The sequence below is a fragment of the Mucilaginibacter jinjuensis genome, assembly GCF_028596025.1.
Classification (GTDB): Bacteria; Bacteroidota; Bacteroidia; order Sphingobacteriales; family Sphingobacteriaceae; genus Mucilaginibacter; species Mucilaginibacter jinjuensis.
Genome location: NZ_CP117167.1, coordinates 3,490,291 through 3,508,980, shown reverse-complemented (window position 1 = coordinate 3,508,980; position 18,690 = coordinate 3,490,291). Strand labels below are relative to the sequence as shown.

The window sequence follows — 18,690 nt, the reverse complement described above, 5'->3', positions numbered from 1 at the left end:
CTTTGTGTCTCGTTATACAGAATTTACAAACAAGACACAAAATATTAGTCTCTACAGGTGTAAACAACGAAGCCCGATTGTTTTACAACCGGGCTTCGTTTATGGGTTAATTTATCTTAGAATCTCATCCCCAAAGTTAAGAATACATTGTTATAAGTATTTTTAACCTCTGCACCATAGTTTGTTGCAGTAGCCAGCTCGTAAGGGAACTGGGTTGAGTTACCGCTTACGTGGGTATAAGTAGCATCAACATAATAAGCGCCGAAACGATAGCCTAAACCACCGCTTACAGTGTTAATGTTGCCGCCATATTGCGCTAAAGGATTGCCCTGTACACCGTAACCACCACGGATGTAAAGCTGATCTGCTTTAATTTCGGCGCCTACGTGCGCATTTACTACAGATTTATATAAGCGTTTGATGTCGTTATTATCCGGGCCAGAACCGTCATAATCAAGGTTCATGCTCGAGTAGTCTTCGTACTCAACATCACCCGTAATAAAACCGATGGTACCTAAAAATACTGATGCACCACCTGCCACTTTAAGTGGCGTGCGCAGGTTATAGCTAAACGGATAATTGTTTGCACTGGCACCGTTTGATCCGCTGCTTAATTTAGTAGCAAGGGCTTCATTGTAGTTATCGTCGATATTGTACCAGGTAGGGGTGGTAAAGGTTACACCTAAACGTACCACTTCAACAGGTTTGTATATTAAACCAAAGCGGGCGTTGAAACCGTTACCGCGTGTTTGCTGATCTTGCGAATAAACCGAAGTATACTGCCTGTTTACAGCTACGTTATTTTCTAAAACAGATGCGGTACCTGTTTCGGTAAACGCGCTTGTGGTGTTGTAGCGGATATCGGTAATGCCGATACCCAAACCCAGGTAAAGTTTATTGCTGTAGTTGGCACCCATCGAAAGATCGATCTCTGATTGGCCGCCTGTGGTGTACGAGTTTTTAACCTGGTTTACACCTGCAAGTGCATTGCTTTTGTATATACTACCAGTTCCGTTTGCATAAGCATCAATTAGGTTTTGATCATAAGCCCAACTGGCCAGTGAGCCAGGGTCATTAATACCATAAGCATTAGCCTGCTCAGCGTAATAATTACTGATGGATGTATTAGGATTATGGCCTGAGTAAGAAGTATTCTGGTAATAATTATTGGTACGGTTGTATCCCACACCAAAGTTTAAGCTTAACCAGCCTTTTGTTTTATCGGCATTGTTATTATTCAATCTCGAATAAAATACAACAGACGCATTGTTAAGGTTAAGCTGGTTTTGTGTAGCCTGGGTTGACTGGCCAAAATAAGTTGCATTTGTTTTAGATGCATTAAACTCGGGCGTAATGCTCAGTTCAGAATGCGTGAAAAAGCCTAAGCCCGCAGGGTTGTTACCGATAGAGCTTAGATCGCCGCCTACTGCTGTACCGGCATTGCCCAAAGCTTTAATACGCGAGGTTGACCCCGGTTGAAAAGTAGAGAACCTTAATGCATCTTGCGCATATTGGGCATAAGTTGTTTTGGTAATTGCTACTATAGCAATTACGCTTAATAAGTATTTGGTCTTCATTGATGATGTGCTAATTGTAATTAAGGTCTAACTGGTCTTGAGCCACCGCCGCCGCCGCCACCACTGTTACCGCCGCCACCGCTGCTGCTTGGCATTGAGTTGGTAGAACGTGTTGGTTGATATGTTGGATAATCGGTCCTGGTAGGGCGTGTTTGCCTGCCTTGTCCGTTATTATAATTACCATTGCTGTTGCCATAACCATTTGTAGTGATCCTGCGGCCATTACTGTTAACCGCACGGCCCGGATAGTAACCGGCATTTCGATACGCACCGCTATAACCTACGCCACGAACAGAGCGGTTTGCATACGCACCACCTGGCTGTCCAGAGCCACGGTATGGGCGTGGGGTACCTCTGTAACCACCATATCCGTATCCATAACCGCCACCGTAGTAACCGCCATAATAGCCTCCATAACCGTAGGCAGAGTAAATACCCCAATATGGATAACCGCCGCCCCAGCCAATGCCAAAGGGTGAATAACCATAATAGCCACCGTAGCCAAATCCAATACCTAAGCCCCAGCCATAGCCTCCATACGCACCACCGTAACCTGCATAACCACCATAAGTAGGGGCAGAGGCATAATCGTAATAATAATCGTCGTAATAATTAAACGGTGTGTTGTAAGCAAAGCGGTCTATGCGCGATGCATAGCTGTCGTAATAGTAATAATCATCATCGCCATAGGTTCCCGAGTCATCCTGCGGGGTAGTATAAACGTTTTGATTGTATGCAATTTGCATGGGTACCTGTTCACCAGCCTTGGCTTTAGTGAAGTAAACATCGTCGTCAACTTGTTGATTAGATGCGAGTTTCTGTGTAGAACATGAAGCAAATGCCAGTAACCCTATAAGCATTGCCCCACTAATTATATTGCGATTCATGGTGCAGAAGTTAAATTTCAGTTCAAATAAAGTTTAAATTTATAATTTTGACGACAATAATACATAATTGAATAGTCAAAATCCATTCCACAAAACATATTATGAGTAAAGGTATCATCAGTAAAGACGAAGATTATTCACAATGGTTTAACGACCTTGTAATAAAAGCAGATTTAGCCGAATATTCTCCGGTGCGGGGATGTATGATTATTAAGCCATACGGTTACTCGATCTGGGAAAAAATGCAGGCAGTGCTTGATAAAATGTTCAAAGACACCGGGCACAGTAATGCTTATTTTCCGCTGTTTATACCAAAATCGTTCTTCTCAAAAGAGGCAAGCCACGTAGAAGGTTTTGCTAAGGAGTGTGCTGTTGTAACACATTACCGTTTAAAGAACGACGGAAATGGTAATATTATTGTTGACGAGGACGCCAAATTAGAGGAAGAACTAATTGTAAGGCCAACTTCGGAAACCATTATCTGGAACACCTATAAAGGCTGGATCCAATCGTACCGCGATTTGCCTTTGTTAATTAACCAATGGGCTAACGTAGTACGCTGGGAAATGCGTACCCGTTTGTTTTTACGCACCAGCGAATTTTTATGGCAGGAAGGCCACACTGCACACGCCACCGCAGAAGAAGCAATTGCTGAAGCAGAACAAATGCTGGATGTTTATGCAGATTTTGCCGAAAACTGGTTAGCAGTACCGGTTGTAAAAGGCCGTAAAACACCTAATGAGCGTTTTGCAGGTGCTTTAGATACCTATTGTATCGAAGCTTTAATGCAGGACGGTAAGGCTTTGCAAGCTGGTACTTCACACTTCCTTGGTCAAAATTTTGCCAAAGCTTTTGATGTGAAATTCACCGATAAAGAAAACAAGCTTGATTACGTTTGGGCTACTTCATGGGGTGTATCAACCCGTTTAATGGGTGCTTTAATTATGTCTCACTCAGATGATGCTGGTTTGGTAATCCCTCCAATGCTGGCGCCTATCCAGGTTGTTGTTGTGCCGATTTACAAGCACGATGAAGAGCTGGAAAACATCACTGCTTACGTAAAAGGTTTAACAGCTGAATTAAAAGCAAAAAATATCTCGATTAAGTTTGATAACCGTGATACACAACGCCCTGGTTTTAAATTTGCTGAATATGAATTGAAAGGTGTGCCATTGCGCGTTGCCATCGGTAGCCGCGATATGCAGAACGGAACAGTTGAGCTGGCCCGCCGTGATACACGCACCAAAGAAACCGTAGCACAGGAAGGTTTGTCAGAACGTATTGAGAAATTACTGGAAGAAATTCAGCAGAATATTTTCCAGAAAGCTGCCAACTTTAACAAAAAAAATACCACCGAGGTAGATACTTACGAAGAGTTTAAACGTTTATTGGATGAGAAGCCAGGCTTTATATCTGCCCACTGGGATGGTACACCAGAAACCGAGCAACAGATAAAAGATGAGACTAAGGCTACAATCCGTTGTATACCTTTGAACAATAAACAAGAAGCAGGTAAATGTATTTTAACCGGCAAACCATCAACGCAAAGGGTGTTGTTTGCACGGGCATATTAAGCTTTAGTGAGTGGTTGATTGAGTGAATAGTGAGTTGTTGAATAACGCATACTAAGCAAATCTTAATTAACCACTTATAATAGAAATGGCATCATTTACAGATTTGGATGTTTGGAAAAAGGCAAGAGAGATAAGGATCTATATTTCTGAATTGGTTAAATCTTTCCCTAAAGAAGAAATATTTAGACTGTCGGATCAAATTATTCGCTCGTTCAGATCAATTGGTAATAATCTTGCTGAAGGACATGGCAGATACAATTATCAGGATAATATACGTTTTTGTGTAATGGCCAGAGGTTCTTTATCGGAAACTTTAGACCACATGTTAATTGCACTTGATGAAAATATTATAGCAATTGAGGTGCTGGAATCATTTCAAATAGAACATGATAATTGCCTCAAGTTGATAAACGGTTATATTCAATATTTAAAAAAGAAGAAAAGTGAAATGGGAGCTTAGAACTACTCACCACTCACTTAATCAACTATTCACTACAGATGAAATTCGGAACAAAAGCAATACATGCAGGGCAGGAGCCCGATCCATCAACTGGCGCGGTGATGACGCCGATATACCAAACATCAACCTACGCGCAAAAATCGCCGGGCGATAACAAGGGTTATGAATATTCGCGTGGTACAAACCCAACCCGCAGCGCTTTAGAAGGTTGCTTAGCTGCTTTAGAAAATGCAAGATTTGCTTTAGCATTCTCGAGCGGTATGGGTGCTACTGATGCAGTAATGAAATTATTGCAACCTGGCGATGAGGTAATTACAGGTAACGATTTGTATGGTGGTTCGTACCGCATCTTCACTAAAATATTTGCTAACTACGGTATCAAATTCCATTTTTTGGATTTATCTGACCCGGAAATTGTTGCCCAATACACCAACGAAAATACCAAACTGGTTTGGGTAGAAACCCCAACCAACCCAACTATGCAAATTGTAGATATTGAGGCTATCGGTAAAATTACCAAGGCTAAAAATCTAACGTTTGTGGTTGATAATACTTTTGCTTCGCCATACCTGCAAAACCCGATTGATCTGGGTGCCGATATTGTGATGCACTCGGTAACCAAATATATTGGCGGCCACTCAGATTTGGTGATGGGTGCCCTGATGTTAAACGACGAGGACCTATATAAACGTCTCTGGTTTATTTATAATGCCTGCGGTGCTACTCCGGGTCCAATGGATAGCTTCCTGGCCTTACGTGGTATTAAAACGCTTCACCTGCGTATGAAAGCGCATTGCGAAAACGGCAAGCAGGTAGCTGAATTTTTAAAGACCCATCCCAAAGTTGATAAAATTTACTGGCCGGGCTTTACAGATCATCCTAATCACGAAATTGCCAAAAAACAAATGCGTGGTTTCGGCGGTATGATCTCGATTACTTTAAAGGATGCTGATTTGGCAGAGACTTTCCGCATTGCATCAAACTTTAAAGTATTTACTCTGGCCGAATCATTAGGTGGTGTAGAATCTTTATTAAACCACCCCGCTACCATGACCCATGGTTCAATACCTAAAGAGGTACGCGAAAAAGTAGGCGTGGTTGATAGTCTGCTGCGCCTAAGCGTAGGGGTAGAGGATATTGAAGATTTACTGGAAGATTTGAAGAACGCTCTTTCTTAAATAGTAGCAGTTTATAAGTGGCAGTAGCAGTCGAATATCAATCTGTTACTGCCATTTCTTTTTCTATTGCATAGATTTACGATTAACAACACTGCTACTGCTACTTACAACTGCCACTACTTCCATGATCCACGATCTCCAAGCCTTTCTCGACTCCAAAGTTGCCCAGTATAACCGCCCGGATTTTATAACCAATGATCCGATAGTTATACCACACAGCTTTACACAGAAGCAGGATATCGAGATTATGGGCTTCTGGGCAGCTATACTGGCTTGGGGTCAGCGTGTAACCATCATCAATAAATGCCGCCGGCTGATTGAACTGATGGACGGCGCACCATACGATTTCATCATGAACCACCAGGAGCCTGATCTTAAAAAGCTGTTGAGTTTTAAGCACCGTACGTTTAATGATGTAGATACGTTGTATTTCATCAGTTTTTTTAGATGGCATTACGAACAGTTTGATAGTCTGGAAGATGCGTTTCTACCACAAACAAAATTTGTCATTCAGAGCGATAGCGAAGAATCTTCTGCAAGCGACAAAGTGACCGTCGAATTAACGCTCAACCATTTTCGCCGCTATTTCTTTTCTCTGCCCGATTACCCTCATCGTACCAAAAAACACATCTCATCACCTTCACAAAAATCAACCTGCAAAAGGCTAAACATGTTTCTGCGCTGGATGGTGCGTAAGGATGAAAATGGTGTAGACTTCGGTATCTGGAACAAAATTTCTCCAGCCGATCTCATCATGCCCTGCGACCTTCATGTAGACCGTGTGGCCCGTAACCTTAAACTCATTACCCGCAAACAAACCGATTGGCAAACGGCAGTTGAATTAACTGCGCATCTTAGCGAGTTCGATCCACTTGACCCGGTGAAGTATGATTTTGCTTTATTTGGATTGGGGATAGAAGAGAAGTTTGGCTTTGGGTTATAATACTGTATGTTTCTTGTTGATTTTCAAAGATTATAGTTATACTTTAGGGTCAACATTAAACCTACTTACATGCACAAATCAACCTTATTTTATTTGATAGCAGCAGTTGTGTTTTTTAAGACAACTGCTGATGCTCAAGAAATTGTCAAGCCAACATTCAAATACCTGAGTCATATTACATATTCGGTAACTTTGAATGAAAAGGTAGAAATTAGAGATATTGTTGAGATTAATGAGAAAGGCCAATTACATCTTAGAAGCAAATATTATAATGGAGTTGCCGATACAACCTATCAATTAAGTAATAATACAATTAAAAAGTTGAATGAGATTTTCAACGGAAATACTCCATTAAACTCTTACATGACCACCAAAAAATTGCAAAATGGGCATCACTTTGCTGGTCCTCTTGAATATTTGGATTATATTGATCAGCAAAATAAGTCTCATCAAATCATTATTGTTGAGCCTTTTATGGAAAGTAGATTTAATGAAGCATTAGATAATCTTGCGATCCTTCCATCAAAGGGAAATACAAATTTAAAAGAAGTTAAAGATCCAACACTCGAAGATCAAATTCTAAAAACTCATAAAGCCGCATCTTATATACCCAAAATAGAAGAACCTCCACCGATGATGTAAAAAACATGATTTTGCATAGACTTTGCAATACGCAAATTATACCGAACTTTGCAGTATTATCATGAACTATACTACCGACGATACCATAGTGGCCCTGGCCACACCCAACGGAACAGGCGCTATTGGCATTATCCGCCTCTCGGGGCCCGATGCTGTAGCCATTACCCAAAAAGTATTTAAAGGGAAAGACCTAAGCAAACAGGATTCGCATACCATCCATTTCGGCCATATTGTTGATGGTGCAGTGGTGTTGGATGAGGTTTTGGTATCGCTATTTATCGCGCCCAAATCATACACCCGCGAGAATGTGGTGGAGATCTCTTGTCATGGTTCTGCATACATTATCGAATCGGTTATTAAGCTGCTTATCAGGAGTGGGGCAAGGCCGGCCCAACCAGGTGAATTTACTTTAAGAGCTTTCTTAAATGGACAGCTTGATCTATCTCAGGCAGAAGCAGTTGCCGATCTGATAGCTTCTAACTCTAAAGCTTCACAACAAGCGGCCATGAGCCAGTTACGTGGTGGTTTTAGCAACCAGTTAAAAGGACTTCGCGAACAACTGGTAAACTTTGCTTCGCTAATTGAGCTCGAACTCGATTTTTCTGAAGAGGATGTAGAATTTGCTAACCGCGATCAGCTTAAACAACTCATCGTCAATATACTTACTATTTTAAGTAAACTGATCCAATCGTTCGAACTAGGTAACGCTATTAAACAAGGCATTAATACAGTTATTGCCGGCAGGCCAAATGCCGGTAAATCGACTTTATTAAATGCGCTCTTAAATGAAGAACGCGCAATTGTAAGTAATATAGCCGGTACAACCCGCGATACGATTGAAGAAATACTGAACATTAACGGTGTAAATTTCCGTTTAACAGATACAGCAGGCATTCGTGAAGCTACGGATACCATTGAAGCCATAGGTGTGCAAAAAGCTTATGAGAAAATTAGCCAGTCGGCCATATTGATTTATGTGTTCGATGCACTTGAAATTAGTCTGGCCGATTTAAACGCTGATCTGGAAAGCTTGCAGCGCCCCGGTTTCCCGATGCTGGTTGTTGCCAATAAAATTGATTTGCTAACGCCATTGCAAATAGCCGAATTGCCGCATACCGAAAGTATGATGCATGTATCAGCCAAAGAAAAGCAACATATCGACGAACTGAAACATAAAATTTATCACACCGCTATTAAAGGCCAGTTGAGTGGCGACGAAACGTTGGTAACCAACATCCGCCACCTCCAAGCACTTCAAAAAACGGAAGAATCACTAAGCCGTGTATTAGACGGTATAGACAACCCAATTACTTCTGAATTTTTAGCGATAGATATTAAACAAGCATTACACTATTTAGGCGAAATAACCGGCAGTGTTACTACTGATGATTTGTTGGAGAATATATTTAGTAAGTTTTGTATCGGCAAGTAGCACAAAATCAAACATATCTATTCAATCAAATTTGATCCTAATCATAATGTTTAAGTTATCGAGGCTGAATAAACCGAAGTAGTTACAAAAGATATTAGTTTCTTTTTAATTTAAATGCGATGCTATATCCAAGCCCTGATTGTGTCCCAAAAACGGGGAGTGATAAAAACACGCTATCGTATTTAACAGAATAGGTAAATGAACCATTCAATCTTGGGGTAAATGGAAAGTTGCCTTTTATGTAGGCAGCCGCAGAGGTATCTGTGAAAAGAATGGTTTGATTATTGACAAGATACGTCCCATTTCCAACAAAGTAGTTGGCTGATGGATTCGTTGAGCTAAATTTTCCGTTCTGTAAGGAAAAGAGCACATCTGCTCCAAAAGTTACTCCCTGTTGGTTAGCTGCTGAAATAGGGGTTACTACCAATTTACCGGAATAGCTGCCGTTTAAAGTTTTCTTTTCATCATTGGCCTTTTTACATCCTCCGGCTATGAGCAATGGTGGCAAAAGAAATAATAACTTACTTGTTTTCATGGCTTTGTTTTTTTATGAAGACGATATAACCCTGTTTTTGCTACAGTATATCTATGAAGATATATGAATAGATCTGGTACAACGGGCTCACTTCACTTTGAAAACGGAGCGATAAATGTACCGCTCCGTTTTCATCACTGGACAGTGTTCTAATCTAGCTTACAGTTAAAAACTATAGGTCACATTTGCAGCAAGAATCTGACCAGAAGCAGTACCCTGTTTTACCATGGTACCATCCACAAATATTTGCACAGTAAGGGTTGAAGATGCGTTTGCACCCGTTGCTCCAACTGAACACACAGCCTCTACAGTACCGCCAGGTGCTGTAAGTTCCGGGCTTGTCCAGGTTGTTCCGCTAAGGCTCGTCGCGGAGGTTTGTGTTGCATCATATCCATACGCCGCGTTGTTTATGCTGCTTCCTGCGGAAACGGTAGCTTTAAAGTACACTTTATGCGATGCTTTTGACGGTGGTGTAACATTGCTGTCGCCTTTTTTGCTACAAGACGCCAATAATAGCGTGATTGCAATTAACGGAAAAATGCGAAAATGGATTTTTTTAAAGAAATTGTTTTTCATGGCTTTATGATAAAAGATGTTTTATAAGTGTTTAGCAAAGAAAACGATGGTCTGTAATTCATACAATCGCCAGAAACCTGTATTTATTTCTACCTGAAAACAGGTATATCTGAAATCGTCATGTAGCAGATAAAAAAAATTCTGCACATTTATCACCATGTTAAAGTTCATTTTGTCGGGCTGCTGCCTGATATTATTATGCGTTATTGCCGATGGTCAGGGGATTGTACCCACAAATGAAAAAGCCTATACTGACAGCCTTGAGCACGTTTTGAGTGTAACACAGTCGGATAGCATTAAGGCGAGGACTTATTACTTATTAAGCGATTATTGGCGATTAAAAGATACGGTAAGAGGAAAACAATACCTGGCAATGGCCAAAAGCTCAGGGGCTAAAAATGAGTTCAATAAAGCCTTATACTACTACTTTAAAGGGCAGGTATATTTTAACTTTAATACAGATATGGCTGCCGCCGCCTTCATGGAGGCGAGTAAACAATTAGCTGCTTTTAATACTAATGAGGCTCGCAAATTTAGATCGGGTGCTTATTTCAATTACGCCCAGATGCAACAGGGAAAGAAGGGGTATTCGTTTTCTATTGATGTTATTTTAAATAAAGCAATTCCATTAATGGAAAGGGCGGGTGACGACGAAAAGCTTGGACATCAATACTCCCAATTAGGTATTCTTTTTATGTATAATGGCCAGTTTGACAAAGCGGCTATATACATGAATAAAGCGATAGTGTTGTTGCAAGCCAAGTATCCCAAGTCTACCACATTGCTATTGGCTTATATCGGTGCTGCAGCTAATTATTTCTACATGGAAAAAAATAGTGAAGGGAAAAGCATGCTCGATAAAGCTAAGCAAATGCTTGCACCTTATCCCGAATCTATCAATTACCCATATTATTATAATAGTGAAGCACTTTATTATACAGGGATCAGCGCATTTGATAAGGCATTAAAGAGCTTGGATATGGGTATAGCACTCGCCAAAAAGTTTAAGCAGCCGCCCATGCTCCAGATGCTGGTGTTCAGAAAATATAATGTTTTCTATGAAATGAAGGACTATAAAAAGGCAAAGCAATTTCTGGAGGATTTGATTAAGGAAGGTTTGATCACGAAAGATTTGCGCAACCGCAAAACCATATATGACCAACTTGCAAAGACTGATGCACAACTTGGCCTGATGGCCGAGGCCTACAAGTGGTCTACGGCTTACAGCAGTTTAAGTGATAGTATGAGCAATAGCAAGTTTAGAGAAGACATGAATGCACTTGAAATTAAATTTAGAAATGCCGAAAACCAGAAAGAGATCACAGCTTTAGAAAACGATAAAAAGCAATCTGCCTTAGCTGCCAAAAACAACAGGCTGGCCAGCTGGTTGCTTTTAGCTTTAAGTTTGTTCATCCTGGCCGTAGCTATATCGGCGGTTATATATTTTAGAAATACCAAAAAGATAGCAACACAGAAACTAAAAGACATGGAGCAGGAGCAACGTCTTACTGTCAGTAAAGCCATGATTGAGGGGGAAGAGAAAGAACGGGAAAGAATTGCCAGGGACTTACACGATGGCCTGGGAGGGATGTTAGCCGGGGTAAAGATCAATCTTTCCAGCTGGGCCACAAACCATAATGCACCGACACCTGATGTAGAATTATATCAAATTGTTGGCCAGATTGATCGATCTGTACATGAACTGCGCATGATAGCCAGGAATATGATGCCCCAAAACCTAATGACCCTTGGCCTGGAAGCAGCTTTAAAAGATCTGTGCGAATCTATCATAACGGAAGATATTCACATCAGTTTTCAGGCCATTGATATTGACAGAAATATTCCCTTTCCTATACAAATAGCGATTTACAGAATTGTGCAGGAATTGTTGGCTAATGCATTAAAACATGCCAATGCCAAAAATATGGTAATACAATGCAGCCAGGACAAAAACGTCCTTTTTATTACCGTAGAAGATGATGGAATTGGTTTTGACATAGATAGTATCAAAACAAAAGCAGGACTGGGGTTAAATAATATCGAAAACAGGGTTAAGTATTTGAACGGAAAACTTGAAATCAATTCGACCTTAAATGAAGGAACATCAGTAAATATTGAACTTAACATTGATGAACAAGCATAACATTATCATTGCGGTTGTTGATGACCATCCTATTGTAATTCAAGGTATAGTATCGCTCTTAGCTAAATATAAGAATATACAAATAGCAGGTACATTCAATACCGGAAGAGACTTTATGTCTTTTCTACCGAACAATCATATTGATGTGGTCCTGCTCGATATCATGCTGCCCGACGACAATGGCATTGATCTCTGCAGGGAAATTAAGATCATTTCTTCCGGTACTTTTGTTATTGCACTTAGCAACCATACAGAAAGGGGCATGATATTAAAGATGTTACAGAATGGAGCTAGCGGATATATATTGAAAAATGCTTCCGTTGATGAGATTATAAATTGTATATATGCAGCTGTATCGGGTAATATTGCCTTTAGTGACGAAATTAAGGCTATTATAGCTCGTCCTTCGTTGCCCGAATTAAAAGGAAGCCCACAGCTCACCAAACGTGAAAAGGAAGTGTTGCAGTTGGTAGCCCAGGGGAAAACAACCACTACCATAGCGGACGAACTTTTTCTAAGTCCACTTACAGTAGAAACCCATCGTAAAAACCTGATGAAGAAATTTGAAGCAGGGAATTCTATCGAATTGGTTAATTTGGCTAAACAACATTTGATTATTAAACAAAACCCGGATTAACCGATTTTTATCCCCTCGAATGGCATTGTTATTTGCTGTTCGTGGGTCGGTCATTTTTACATCAAATTGGGCCATTTCTAACCCTAAAACCATATAATAATTCAATACATCCTTGCCTTTTATGCATTTGTACCATACCTTTAATTTATTAATAACAATATGATATGAATACTGAAAAAGCCATTCTGGCCGGCGGTTGCTTTTGGGGAGTAGAAGAATTAATCCGTCATCAGCCTGGCGTAATTTCTACCGTGGTGGGATACACCGGGGGCGATGTTGCCAATGCTACCTACCGCAACCACGGTACACATGCAGAGGGTATTGAAATAGTTTTTGACCCAACCCAATTAAGCTATCGCAAACTGCTGGAGTTCTTCTTCCAGATCCATGATCCAACTACCCGTAACAGGCAGGGTAATGATATAGGTACATCTTACCGTTCGGCTATTTTTTACTTAGATGAAACGCAGCACGAGGTAGCCAATGCATTAATTGCAGAAATGGATGCTTCTGGTATATGGCCCGGTAAAATTGTTACCGAAGTTGTACCTGCAACAGACTTCTGGAATGCCGAAGCCGAACATCAGGATTATCTACAGAAAAATCCATACGGCTATACCTGTCACTATGAAAGGCCTGAGTGGAAGCTGAGCTAACTACCAGGTAATTCGATCAATTCTCATTACGTATAACCGGGCTCTTTGTTCCGGTTATTACATTATCAGTAAGCGTATTATTAAAAGGCGCAACATCCTGCATGGTACGCGAAGGATATTTCTTAGTATCGAATTTCCCGGTCCAATCGGCATTTTTACTATCACCAATTAAAATTCCGGTTGTGCAGTTGGTAATGTGATTGTTTTTAATCAGGCAATCACTTGCGGCTATGTAAAAACCAATCTCTGTTTTTCCTTTTGCCATGCCGTACATCAGCCTGATGCCAATAGGCAAACCATCTAATGTATTATTAGTGATGATATGATGCGTTCCATTAACACGGATGCCGCCTGTACCACCTTTAAATGTATTGCTATCAATTAAACAATCATGACCGCCGCGCATTACTAATTCGCCTTGGCAATCTGTAAAATAGTTATTGATATACTTATTGCCCGAACTTTTATTACTGATAACCTCAGCTTCGCCATTACAACGGGTAAAGTGATTATCACGCACAATAGAATAGGCATATTGCGTACCGAGCATTACCGGGTCCTGGCCAATTTGTACGCACTCGCCGCCATTAAATACTTTCCAGCTTACTTTGTCTTTATCCTTAAAATCGTTGTGGTCGATAAGTGAGTGCTGAGGAACTGCATCCGCTGTTATTTTTACCTGTAACTCTTGGTTATCAATATTGCTGATGAAGCTGCAATGGTCAACCCGGTTGCTTTCGCCTTTGCCAGATATAACAACAATAGGCAGGAACTGATCCTTAGCCGCATTCTTTGTGAATGTACAAGCTGTAATGCGGCAGTATTTAGAATTCTTTAGCTCGATCAAAACGCCACCCTGTGCCTTAAAAACATTGCAGCCCGAAAATGTTAAACCCGATATTTCTGTATAAGTGCCTGTAAGTTGAAATACCGGTTTATTGACATCGCCTGAAAAAACTACTTTCCCCGGTGTTTCCGCGCGAATGATAACCGGCTTAGTACTTGTTCCATTAGTATTTACTGTCGATTCCCAGTTGGTGTAATTACCGTTTGCAATCACAATTTCATCACCTGCAACAGCTTTATCTGCAGCGTTTTTAAATTCAGAGGGGCTGGCAACTTTGTATATGTTGCCAGCCATACCTGATAGGGTAAACAGTAAACTGCTTACCAGTATTAGTAAATGTTTCATTTATAGGTTTTATTTGGCTGAGGCAAAATACCTAATAATGAGTACACAAGCTTGAAAACTGACGGGTTTATCTGCGATAACGTATTCGTAAAACTTAGTTTACACTTTAATCATCATCATCTTTTTTCTTCTTCTCCAGTATTACAAACGCACTGCGCCTTGGTGCCGGCATTACAGAATCTTCACCTTTTACAGATTTCCAGATCACATCATTAAGTTCCAGATCAGGCACTGCATCTTCTTTTAAGAAGTTAAAAGTTTCAGACCTTTTGCTGCTTTTATTTACGGTTACATTGCGTTGGTTAAGATCAACACGGGCGGGTTTACATTTGTAAGGGGTTAAATCTGCTTTATTGGTAAAGCACTCGTAAAGTGGCAGCGCAGCAGCATCGTACTGACTCATTGGTGGTAAGCCCAAAATCAATTCGATGGTGCGTAATACCCCAGAAGTAGAATACATGCTATGCACAACCGTATTGCGCTTTACATAAGGCCCGGCTACAAACACAGGCGAACGGTGTGCATCAATATGATCGGGACCATTCTGCGCGTCGTCCTCCAAAATAAATACGACTGACTCGTTCCATATCGGACTATTAGAAAGGTGTTCTATAAAACGACCAATAGCCAAATCATTATCGCCAACGGCTGCAATAGGAGTGTACTTACCTTTCTTTTGGCCGCTGGTATGATCGTTAGAAATACGGATGGTACTTAATTGCGGTACAGCATTAATAGTTACCAGCGAATCAAAATCATGCTCCCAGGCATTTACCCGTACCTGGTCTTTAATATCGAGATCAAAACCCGGCGAAAACGGACTCATGTGTCCTTTCAATGATTTTAGTCCGGTTCTGTCATACTCGCCAAACTCGCCATAGCTGCGATAGGTTACACCGGCACGTTTGCAATAATCCCAAATAAAACCATCGCGTGGGTAAGTTGCCGGGCGGCCACCTTCGTAATTGCCGGTACCACCCCGTTTACCATAGCTGGTAGGCCAGGTTTTCTCAACCACATCGCTCGCATAGGCTGCCATGCTCCAATTGTGACCGTCTGCACTAACTTCGGCATCAACATAAAAGTTATCCATCAGCACATACTCATCAGCAAGGGCATGGTGGTTCGGGGTAACCTCTTCGCCGAATAAGCACAAAGATTTATCACCATTACCTTTTTTCATATCGCCCAAAACCTGGTCGTAAGTGCGGTTTTCTTTGATGATATAGAACACATGCTTAATCGGCGATTTCTCACCTTGTTTACGAGGGATTGGGTTGCCAGCTTCGCCATCAGCGGTAACGGTACGTTTATCTGTAAATGGCGTATTAGCGTAAACCTGTTTAGTGTAAGTTTTCAATTGTTCCTCATTCGGAACTTCAATAAACGACAGTGTGCCTTTAAACAAGCCCGCAATGTATTGTAGTTGTGCATTTGCTGTACTACCTGTCTGGTAACCACTATTGTCGGCTTTCGACATAGGCTGAGGGCCTTCCGGGTTAGGCAGCGAAGTTTCGCCTTTACCATTACTTACCATTAATTTGTTGCCCAGTACTTTAACACTGGTAGGGTACCAGCCAACCGGGATAAAACCCTGGCTTTTGCTATTGCCCTGTACGCTTACGTCAAATACAGCCAGGCAATTATTATCCGCATTGGCAATGTATAAGGTTTTTTCGTTGGGAGATAGCGCCAATCCGTTTGTGGTTGAACCTGTTAAAATAGTTGGATACAATGAAGTTGACATTGTTTCAATTACCTTATTGGTTGAGGTATTGATGATAGAAACCGAATTATCATTCGCATTAGCCACATAAAGTAACGTTCCCTTTTTATTCAACAGTAGTTCGTTAGGATGACTGCCGGTTTTAATCAACCCGGTAATACTTTCAGATTCGGTATTCATCATGGCCACGTCCTGCCCACCCCATAGAGAAACGTAAAGTGTTTTTTCATCGGCTGATAAAGCACAACTGTAAGCGATAGTAGGTAGCTGGATTTTATTGATTACGCTGTTCTTTTTCAGATCGATAATATAAATGCTGCTGTCTTCTTTCGTAACCGTATATAACTTACTGTTATCCTTGTTAAGCACAATACCCGCCGGACTAATCTTTGCTTTCGGCCAGGGCGCACCAAGAACGATAGTATCTGCCGGTCTTAGCTTATTATTTTTGATTTCAAAATTCAGAATGGTATTGTCGTTACCACTTGATACATAAAGATGCTTTTCGTCACTGCTGAAAGCCAAACCGTACCACGATTTATCCAGTTCGCGCTCATCTAATATCTTTTCACGCTGCGGATCAACGAGTTGAAGTGATTGCGTGCTTTGCCCATTGTTAGTTATCGCAAGTAATTTACCGGATGGGCTTAATTGCATATTCAATGGTAAATCGCCCAGTTGAATAGATCGGCCTGACGGGCTCAGTTTCCAACCATTGGGTAATAATATCTGCCCGGTTTGTTTTATTTTACCCGGCAGTTGTGCCACTGTGGCGCTTACTGCAAAACTCATTACTAAGGTTATTATCGAACCCGATTTTCTGAAAAACTTACGCATATTCTAATGTACGGACTATATAATTATTGATGTAAATAAAATGACGACTGCCAATCCTGGTAAAGATCGGCAGTCATCGTGATGCAAGGGTTAGTTTAGTGTTATTATTTTACGCATTTATTTGGTTACCGAGGTAACGTCTGTGCCTGTTTCTATATCGGTTAGGGCAGATGTAGGGCTCATGGTGAGGAAAGTGTAACCACGAGCTTTGGTCCAGATCTTACTGGTCATGTTAAAGGTGCCGCCCAGTTTTACAAATATGCCTGCATCAGCTGGTGTACTGTGTGGTATTACATAGCTATTTGATCCCTGGAAAATAAATGGCTGATCAACTCCGGTAGTAGGGTCTTTCAAATGATAGTGATCGTTATCAACAGCCAGATACCCTTTGCCTGTTGTTGCATTGTAGATAGTAGTAACGCCTGTACCACCAAATAATACAAAATCAACAGGTACCGAAGTATTGGTTACATTAGTGCCCACAAATATGGCTATGCCACCCGCGTTACCACTATTTGGCAATAAACCAGTACTGGCGCTACCAAAACCGTCACCATCTGTAGTTACATAAGCAATTGTCCTGATCCAGTTGGCTGAGCTGATATCTGTTGTGTTAGGGCCATCGATCTTTTTGTTGCTTCCTCCAACATAGAAGAAATCGCCCTGGTTTACTTTGCCGCTGGTAAGGTTAAACTTATAAGTACGGCCACCACCTGTTGCCCAACCGGCTCCCGGTGCATCACCTGCATTAGGGGCAGCAGTACCGGCATTGGTACAGGTTACCACAGCCATTGGCGTTTTAGAGAAATCGATATTCTGTGTAGCCCTAAACTGGAAGTACTCGTAGTTACCATCGGCACCTTTTGAATCGTTTACATAACCGGTAACAATTACCGGGTTTGGACCTAATGAACCATCTGGATCTACAGGCTTAACAATATCGGTAACATCGGCACCACTACGCGGCCAAACCTGGAATATAGTCTTACCTGCTGCATTTAAGCTTTGGAACAGGACACCGGTAAATGTTGCACTGGCAGGTATAGCATTATTGGCATAGCTTGCCGTGGCTTCGGTATGTAATACAATACTATCGGCGCCGTTAACAAGATATTTTTCTCCGGCATAAGTATCCCCGAATTTAGGTACCGGGATAACTGTTGCGGCTGTTATTTTAACTAAAGTACTTTCGTACTGATCGGGATTAGCCTTAATCGTATAACTCGAGGCCGTGCGAACAGTAACAGCATTATTGGCTGAGACTTTAGTGATATTGCCAGCGGTTAAACCTGCTATTTGTAATGCACCATTCACGCGTTTTAATACTGCGCCATTAACGTTAACAATTAATGAATCGCCCGAATGATAAGAAGTGGATGAAGAACCAAGCGCCAGATTAATACCTCGTGTGGCGGATCTTCTGATGTTTTGAAGTACCACCACATCTTTAGGTACGTTGCCAGAATCTGGATTTGATATTACGATACCCACAATCTCGGTAGCACCCTGCATATTTTTATCTGTTAAGGGTACGTCGCTGCCTTTATACAAAGCCCGCAGATCGCTCACGGCGATGATTGGACTTAAAGTACCGTCGGCAAAATCATGCTTTTTACAAGCACTTATCAGCAGCATTGCAAAACAGCAAATGATATATAAAATTCTTGTTTTCATTTCTTTGAGTTTATCCTGATT

At 41.2% G+C, this 18,690-nt stretch carries 16 protein-coding genes; 9 read left to right on the top strand and 7 right to left on the bottom strand.

The genetic code is table 11. The features are described 5' to 3' along the window. Positions 1–116 precede the first annotated feature (116 nt). Together PQO05_RS15725 and PQO05_RS15720 are read right to left on the bottom strand one after the other, a co-directional pair. Positions 117–1,577 (bottom strand): OmpP1/FadL family transporter, encoded by a 1,461-nt coding sequence (locus PQO05_RS15725; protein ID WP_273628302.1) that lies wholly within the window; start codon positions 1,575–1,577, stop codon positions 117–119. Positions 1,578–1,597: 20 nt separating this feature from the next. Further along, the gene (locus PQO05_RS15720; protein WP_273628301.1) at positions 1,598–2,464 is read right to left on the bottom strand and encodes a hypothetical protein; all 867 of its coding nucleotides are present in this window, start codon (positions 2,462–2,464) and stop codon (positions 1,598–1,600) included. 101 nt (positions 2,465–2,565) lie between these two features. Between PQO05_RS15720 and proS the strand changes: the two genes are divergently transcribed. The 6 genes from proS to mnmE all read left to right on the top strand — a co-directional run bounded on the left by proS (position 2,566) and on the right by mnmE (position 8,693). Next, entirely contained in the window at positions 2,566–4,038 is a 1,473-nt protein-coding gene (gene proS / locus PQO05_RS15715) for a proline--tRNA ligase (RefSeq protein ID WP_273628300.1), read from the top strand. An 85-nt stretch (positions 4,039–4,123) separates the two neighbouring features. Beyond that, the gene (locus tag PQO05_RS15710) at positions 4,124–4,498 is read left to right on the top strand and encodes a four helix bundle protein (protein WP_273628299.1); all 375 of its coding nucleotides are present in this window, start codon (positions 4,124–4,126) and stop codon (positions 4,496–4,498) included. Between the two features lie 38 nt (positions 4,499–4,536). Continuing rightward, positions 4,537–5,676: a cystathionine gamma-synthase gene (locus PQO05_RS15705; protein ID WP_273628298.1), complete on the top strand. Its 1,140-nt coding sequence runs from the start codon at positions 4,537–4,539 to the stop codon at positions 5,674–5,676. Positions 5,677–5,800: 124 nt separating this feature from the next. After that, entirely contained in the window at positions 5,801–6,619 is an 819-nt protein-coding gene (locus tag PQO05_RS15700; protein ID WP_273628297.1) for a TIGR02757 family protein, read from the top strand. A 69-nt stretch (positions 6,620–6,688) separates the two neighbouring features. Further along, positions 6,689–7,261: a hypothetical protein gene (locus PQO05_RS15695; protein WP_273628296.1), complete on the top strand. Its 573-nt coding sequence runs from the start codon at positions 6,689–6,691 to the stop codon at positions 7,259–7,261. Positions 7,262–7,322: 61 nt separating this feature from the next. Next, positions 7,323–8,693 carry a tRNA uridine-5-carboxymethylaminomethyl(34) synthesis GTPase MnmE gene (gene mnmE, locus PQO05_RS15690; RefSeq protein ID WP_273628295.1) on the top strand — a complete coding sequence of 457 codons (1,371 nt, stop codon included), beginning with the start codon at positions 7,323–7,325 and terminating at the stop codon, positions 8,691–8,693. A 94-nt stretch (positions 8,694–8,787) separates the two neighbouring features. Here the strand turns inward: mnmE and PQO05_RS15685 are convergent, their stop codons facing one another. Together PQO05_RS15685 and PQO05_RS15680 are read right to left on the bottom strand one after the other, a co-directional pair. Next, positions 8,788–9,228 (bottom strand): hypothetical protein, encoded by a 441-nt coding sequence (locus tag PQO05_RS15685; RefSeq protein ID WP_273628294.1) that lies wholly within the window; start codon positions 9,226–9,228, stop codon positions 8,788–8,790. Between the two features lie 165 nt (positions 9,229–9,393). Beyond that, positions 9,394–9,804 (bottom strand): hypothetical protein, encoded by a 411-nt coding sequence (locus PQO05_RS15680; RefSeq protein ID WP_273628293.1) that lies wholly within the window; start codon positions 9,802–9,804, stop codon positions 9,394–9,396. A gap of 157 nt (positions 9,805–9,961) precedes the next feature. Here PQO05_RS15680 and PQO05_RS15675 point away from each other — a divergent pair, with 157 nt between their 5' ends. From PQO05_RS15675 to msrA, 3 genes are all read left to right on the top strand, one after another. After that, positions 9,962–11,947 (top strand): tetratricopeptide repeat-containing sensor histidine kinase, encoded by a 1,986-nt coding sequence (locus PQO05_RS15675; RefSeq protein ID WP_273628292.1) that lies wholly within the window; start codon positions 9,962–9,964, stop codon positions 11,945–11,947. Then, a complete protein-coding gene (locus PQO05_RS15670; RefSeq protein WP_273628289.1) occupies positions 11,934–12,584 on the top strand; it encodes a response regulator transcription factor in 651 nt (216 codons plus the stop codon). Before PQO05_RS15675 ends, PQO05_RS15670 begins: the two co-directional genes overlap by 14 nt. Before the next feature lie 164 nt (positions 12,585–12,748). Further along, positions 12,749–13,240 (top strand): peptide-methionine (S)-S-oxide reductase MsrA, encoded by a 492-nt coding sequence (gene msrA / locus PQO05_RS15665; RefSeq protein ID WP_273628288.1) that lies wholly within the window; start codon positions 12,749–12,751, stop codon positions 13,238–13,240. Between the two features lie 16 nt (positions 13,241–13,256). On the opposite strand, the gene PQO05_RS15660 is transcribed toward msrA, so the two are convergent. The 3 genes from PQO05_RS15660 to PQO05_RS15650 all read right to left on the bottom strand — a co-directional run bounded on the left by PQO05_RS15660 (position 13,257) and on the right by PQO05_RS15650 (position 18,669). After that, positions 13,257–14,432, bottom strand: a complete 1,176-nt coding sequence (locus PQO05_RS15660) for a polysaccharide lyase 6 family protein (RefSeq protein WP_273628287.1) — start codon at positions 14,430–14,432, stop codon at positions 13,257–13,259. 106 nt (positions 14,433–14,538) lie between these two features. After that, the gene (locus PQO05_RS15655) at positions 14,539–16,950 is read right to left on the bottom strand and encodes a bifunctional YncE family protein/alkaline phosphatase family protein (RefSeq protein WP_273628286.1); all 2,412 of its coding nucleotides are present in this window, start codon (positions 16,948–16,950) and stop codon (positions 14,539–14,541) included. A gap of 162 nt (positions 16,951–17,112) precedes the next feature. Then, complete coding sequence (locus PQO05_RS15650) at positions 17,113–18,669, bottom strand: DUF5689 domain-containing protein (RefSeq protein ID WP_273628285.1); 1,557 nt, start codon at positions 18,667–18,669, stop codon at positions 17,113–17,115. Between the last annotated feature and the right edge of the window lie 21 nt (positions 18,670–18,690).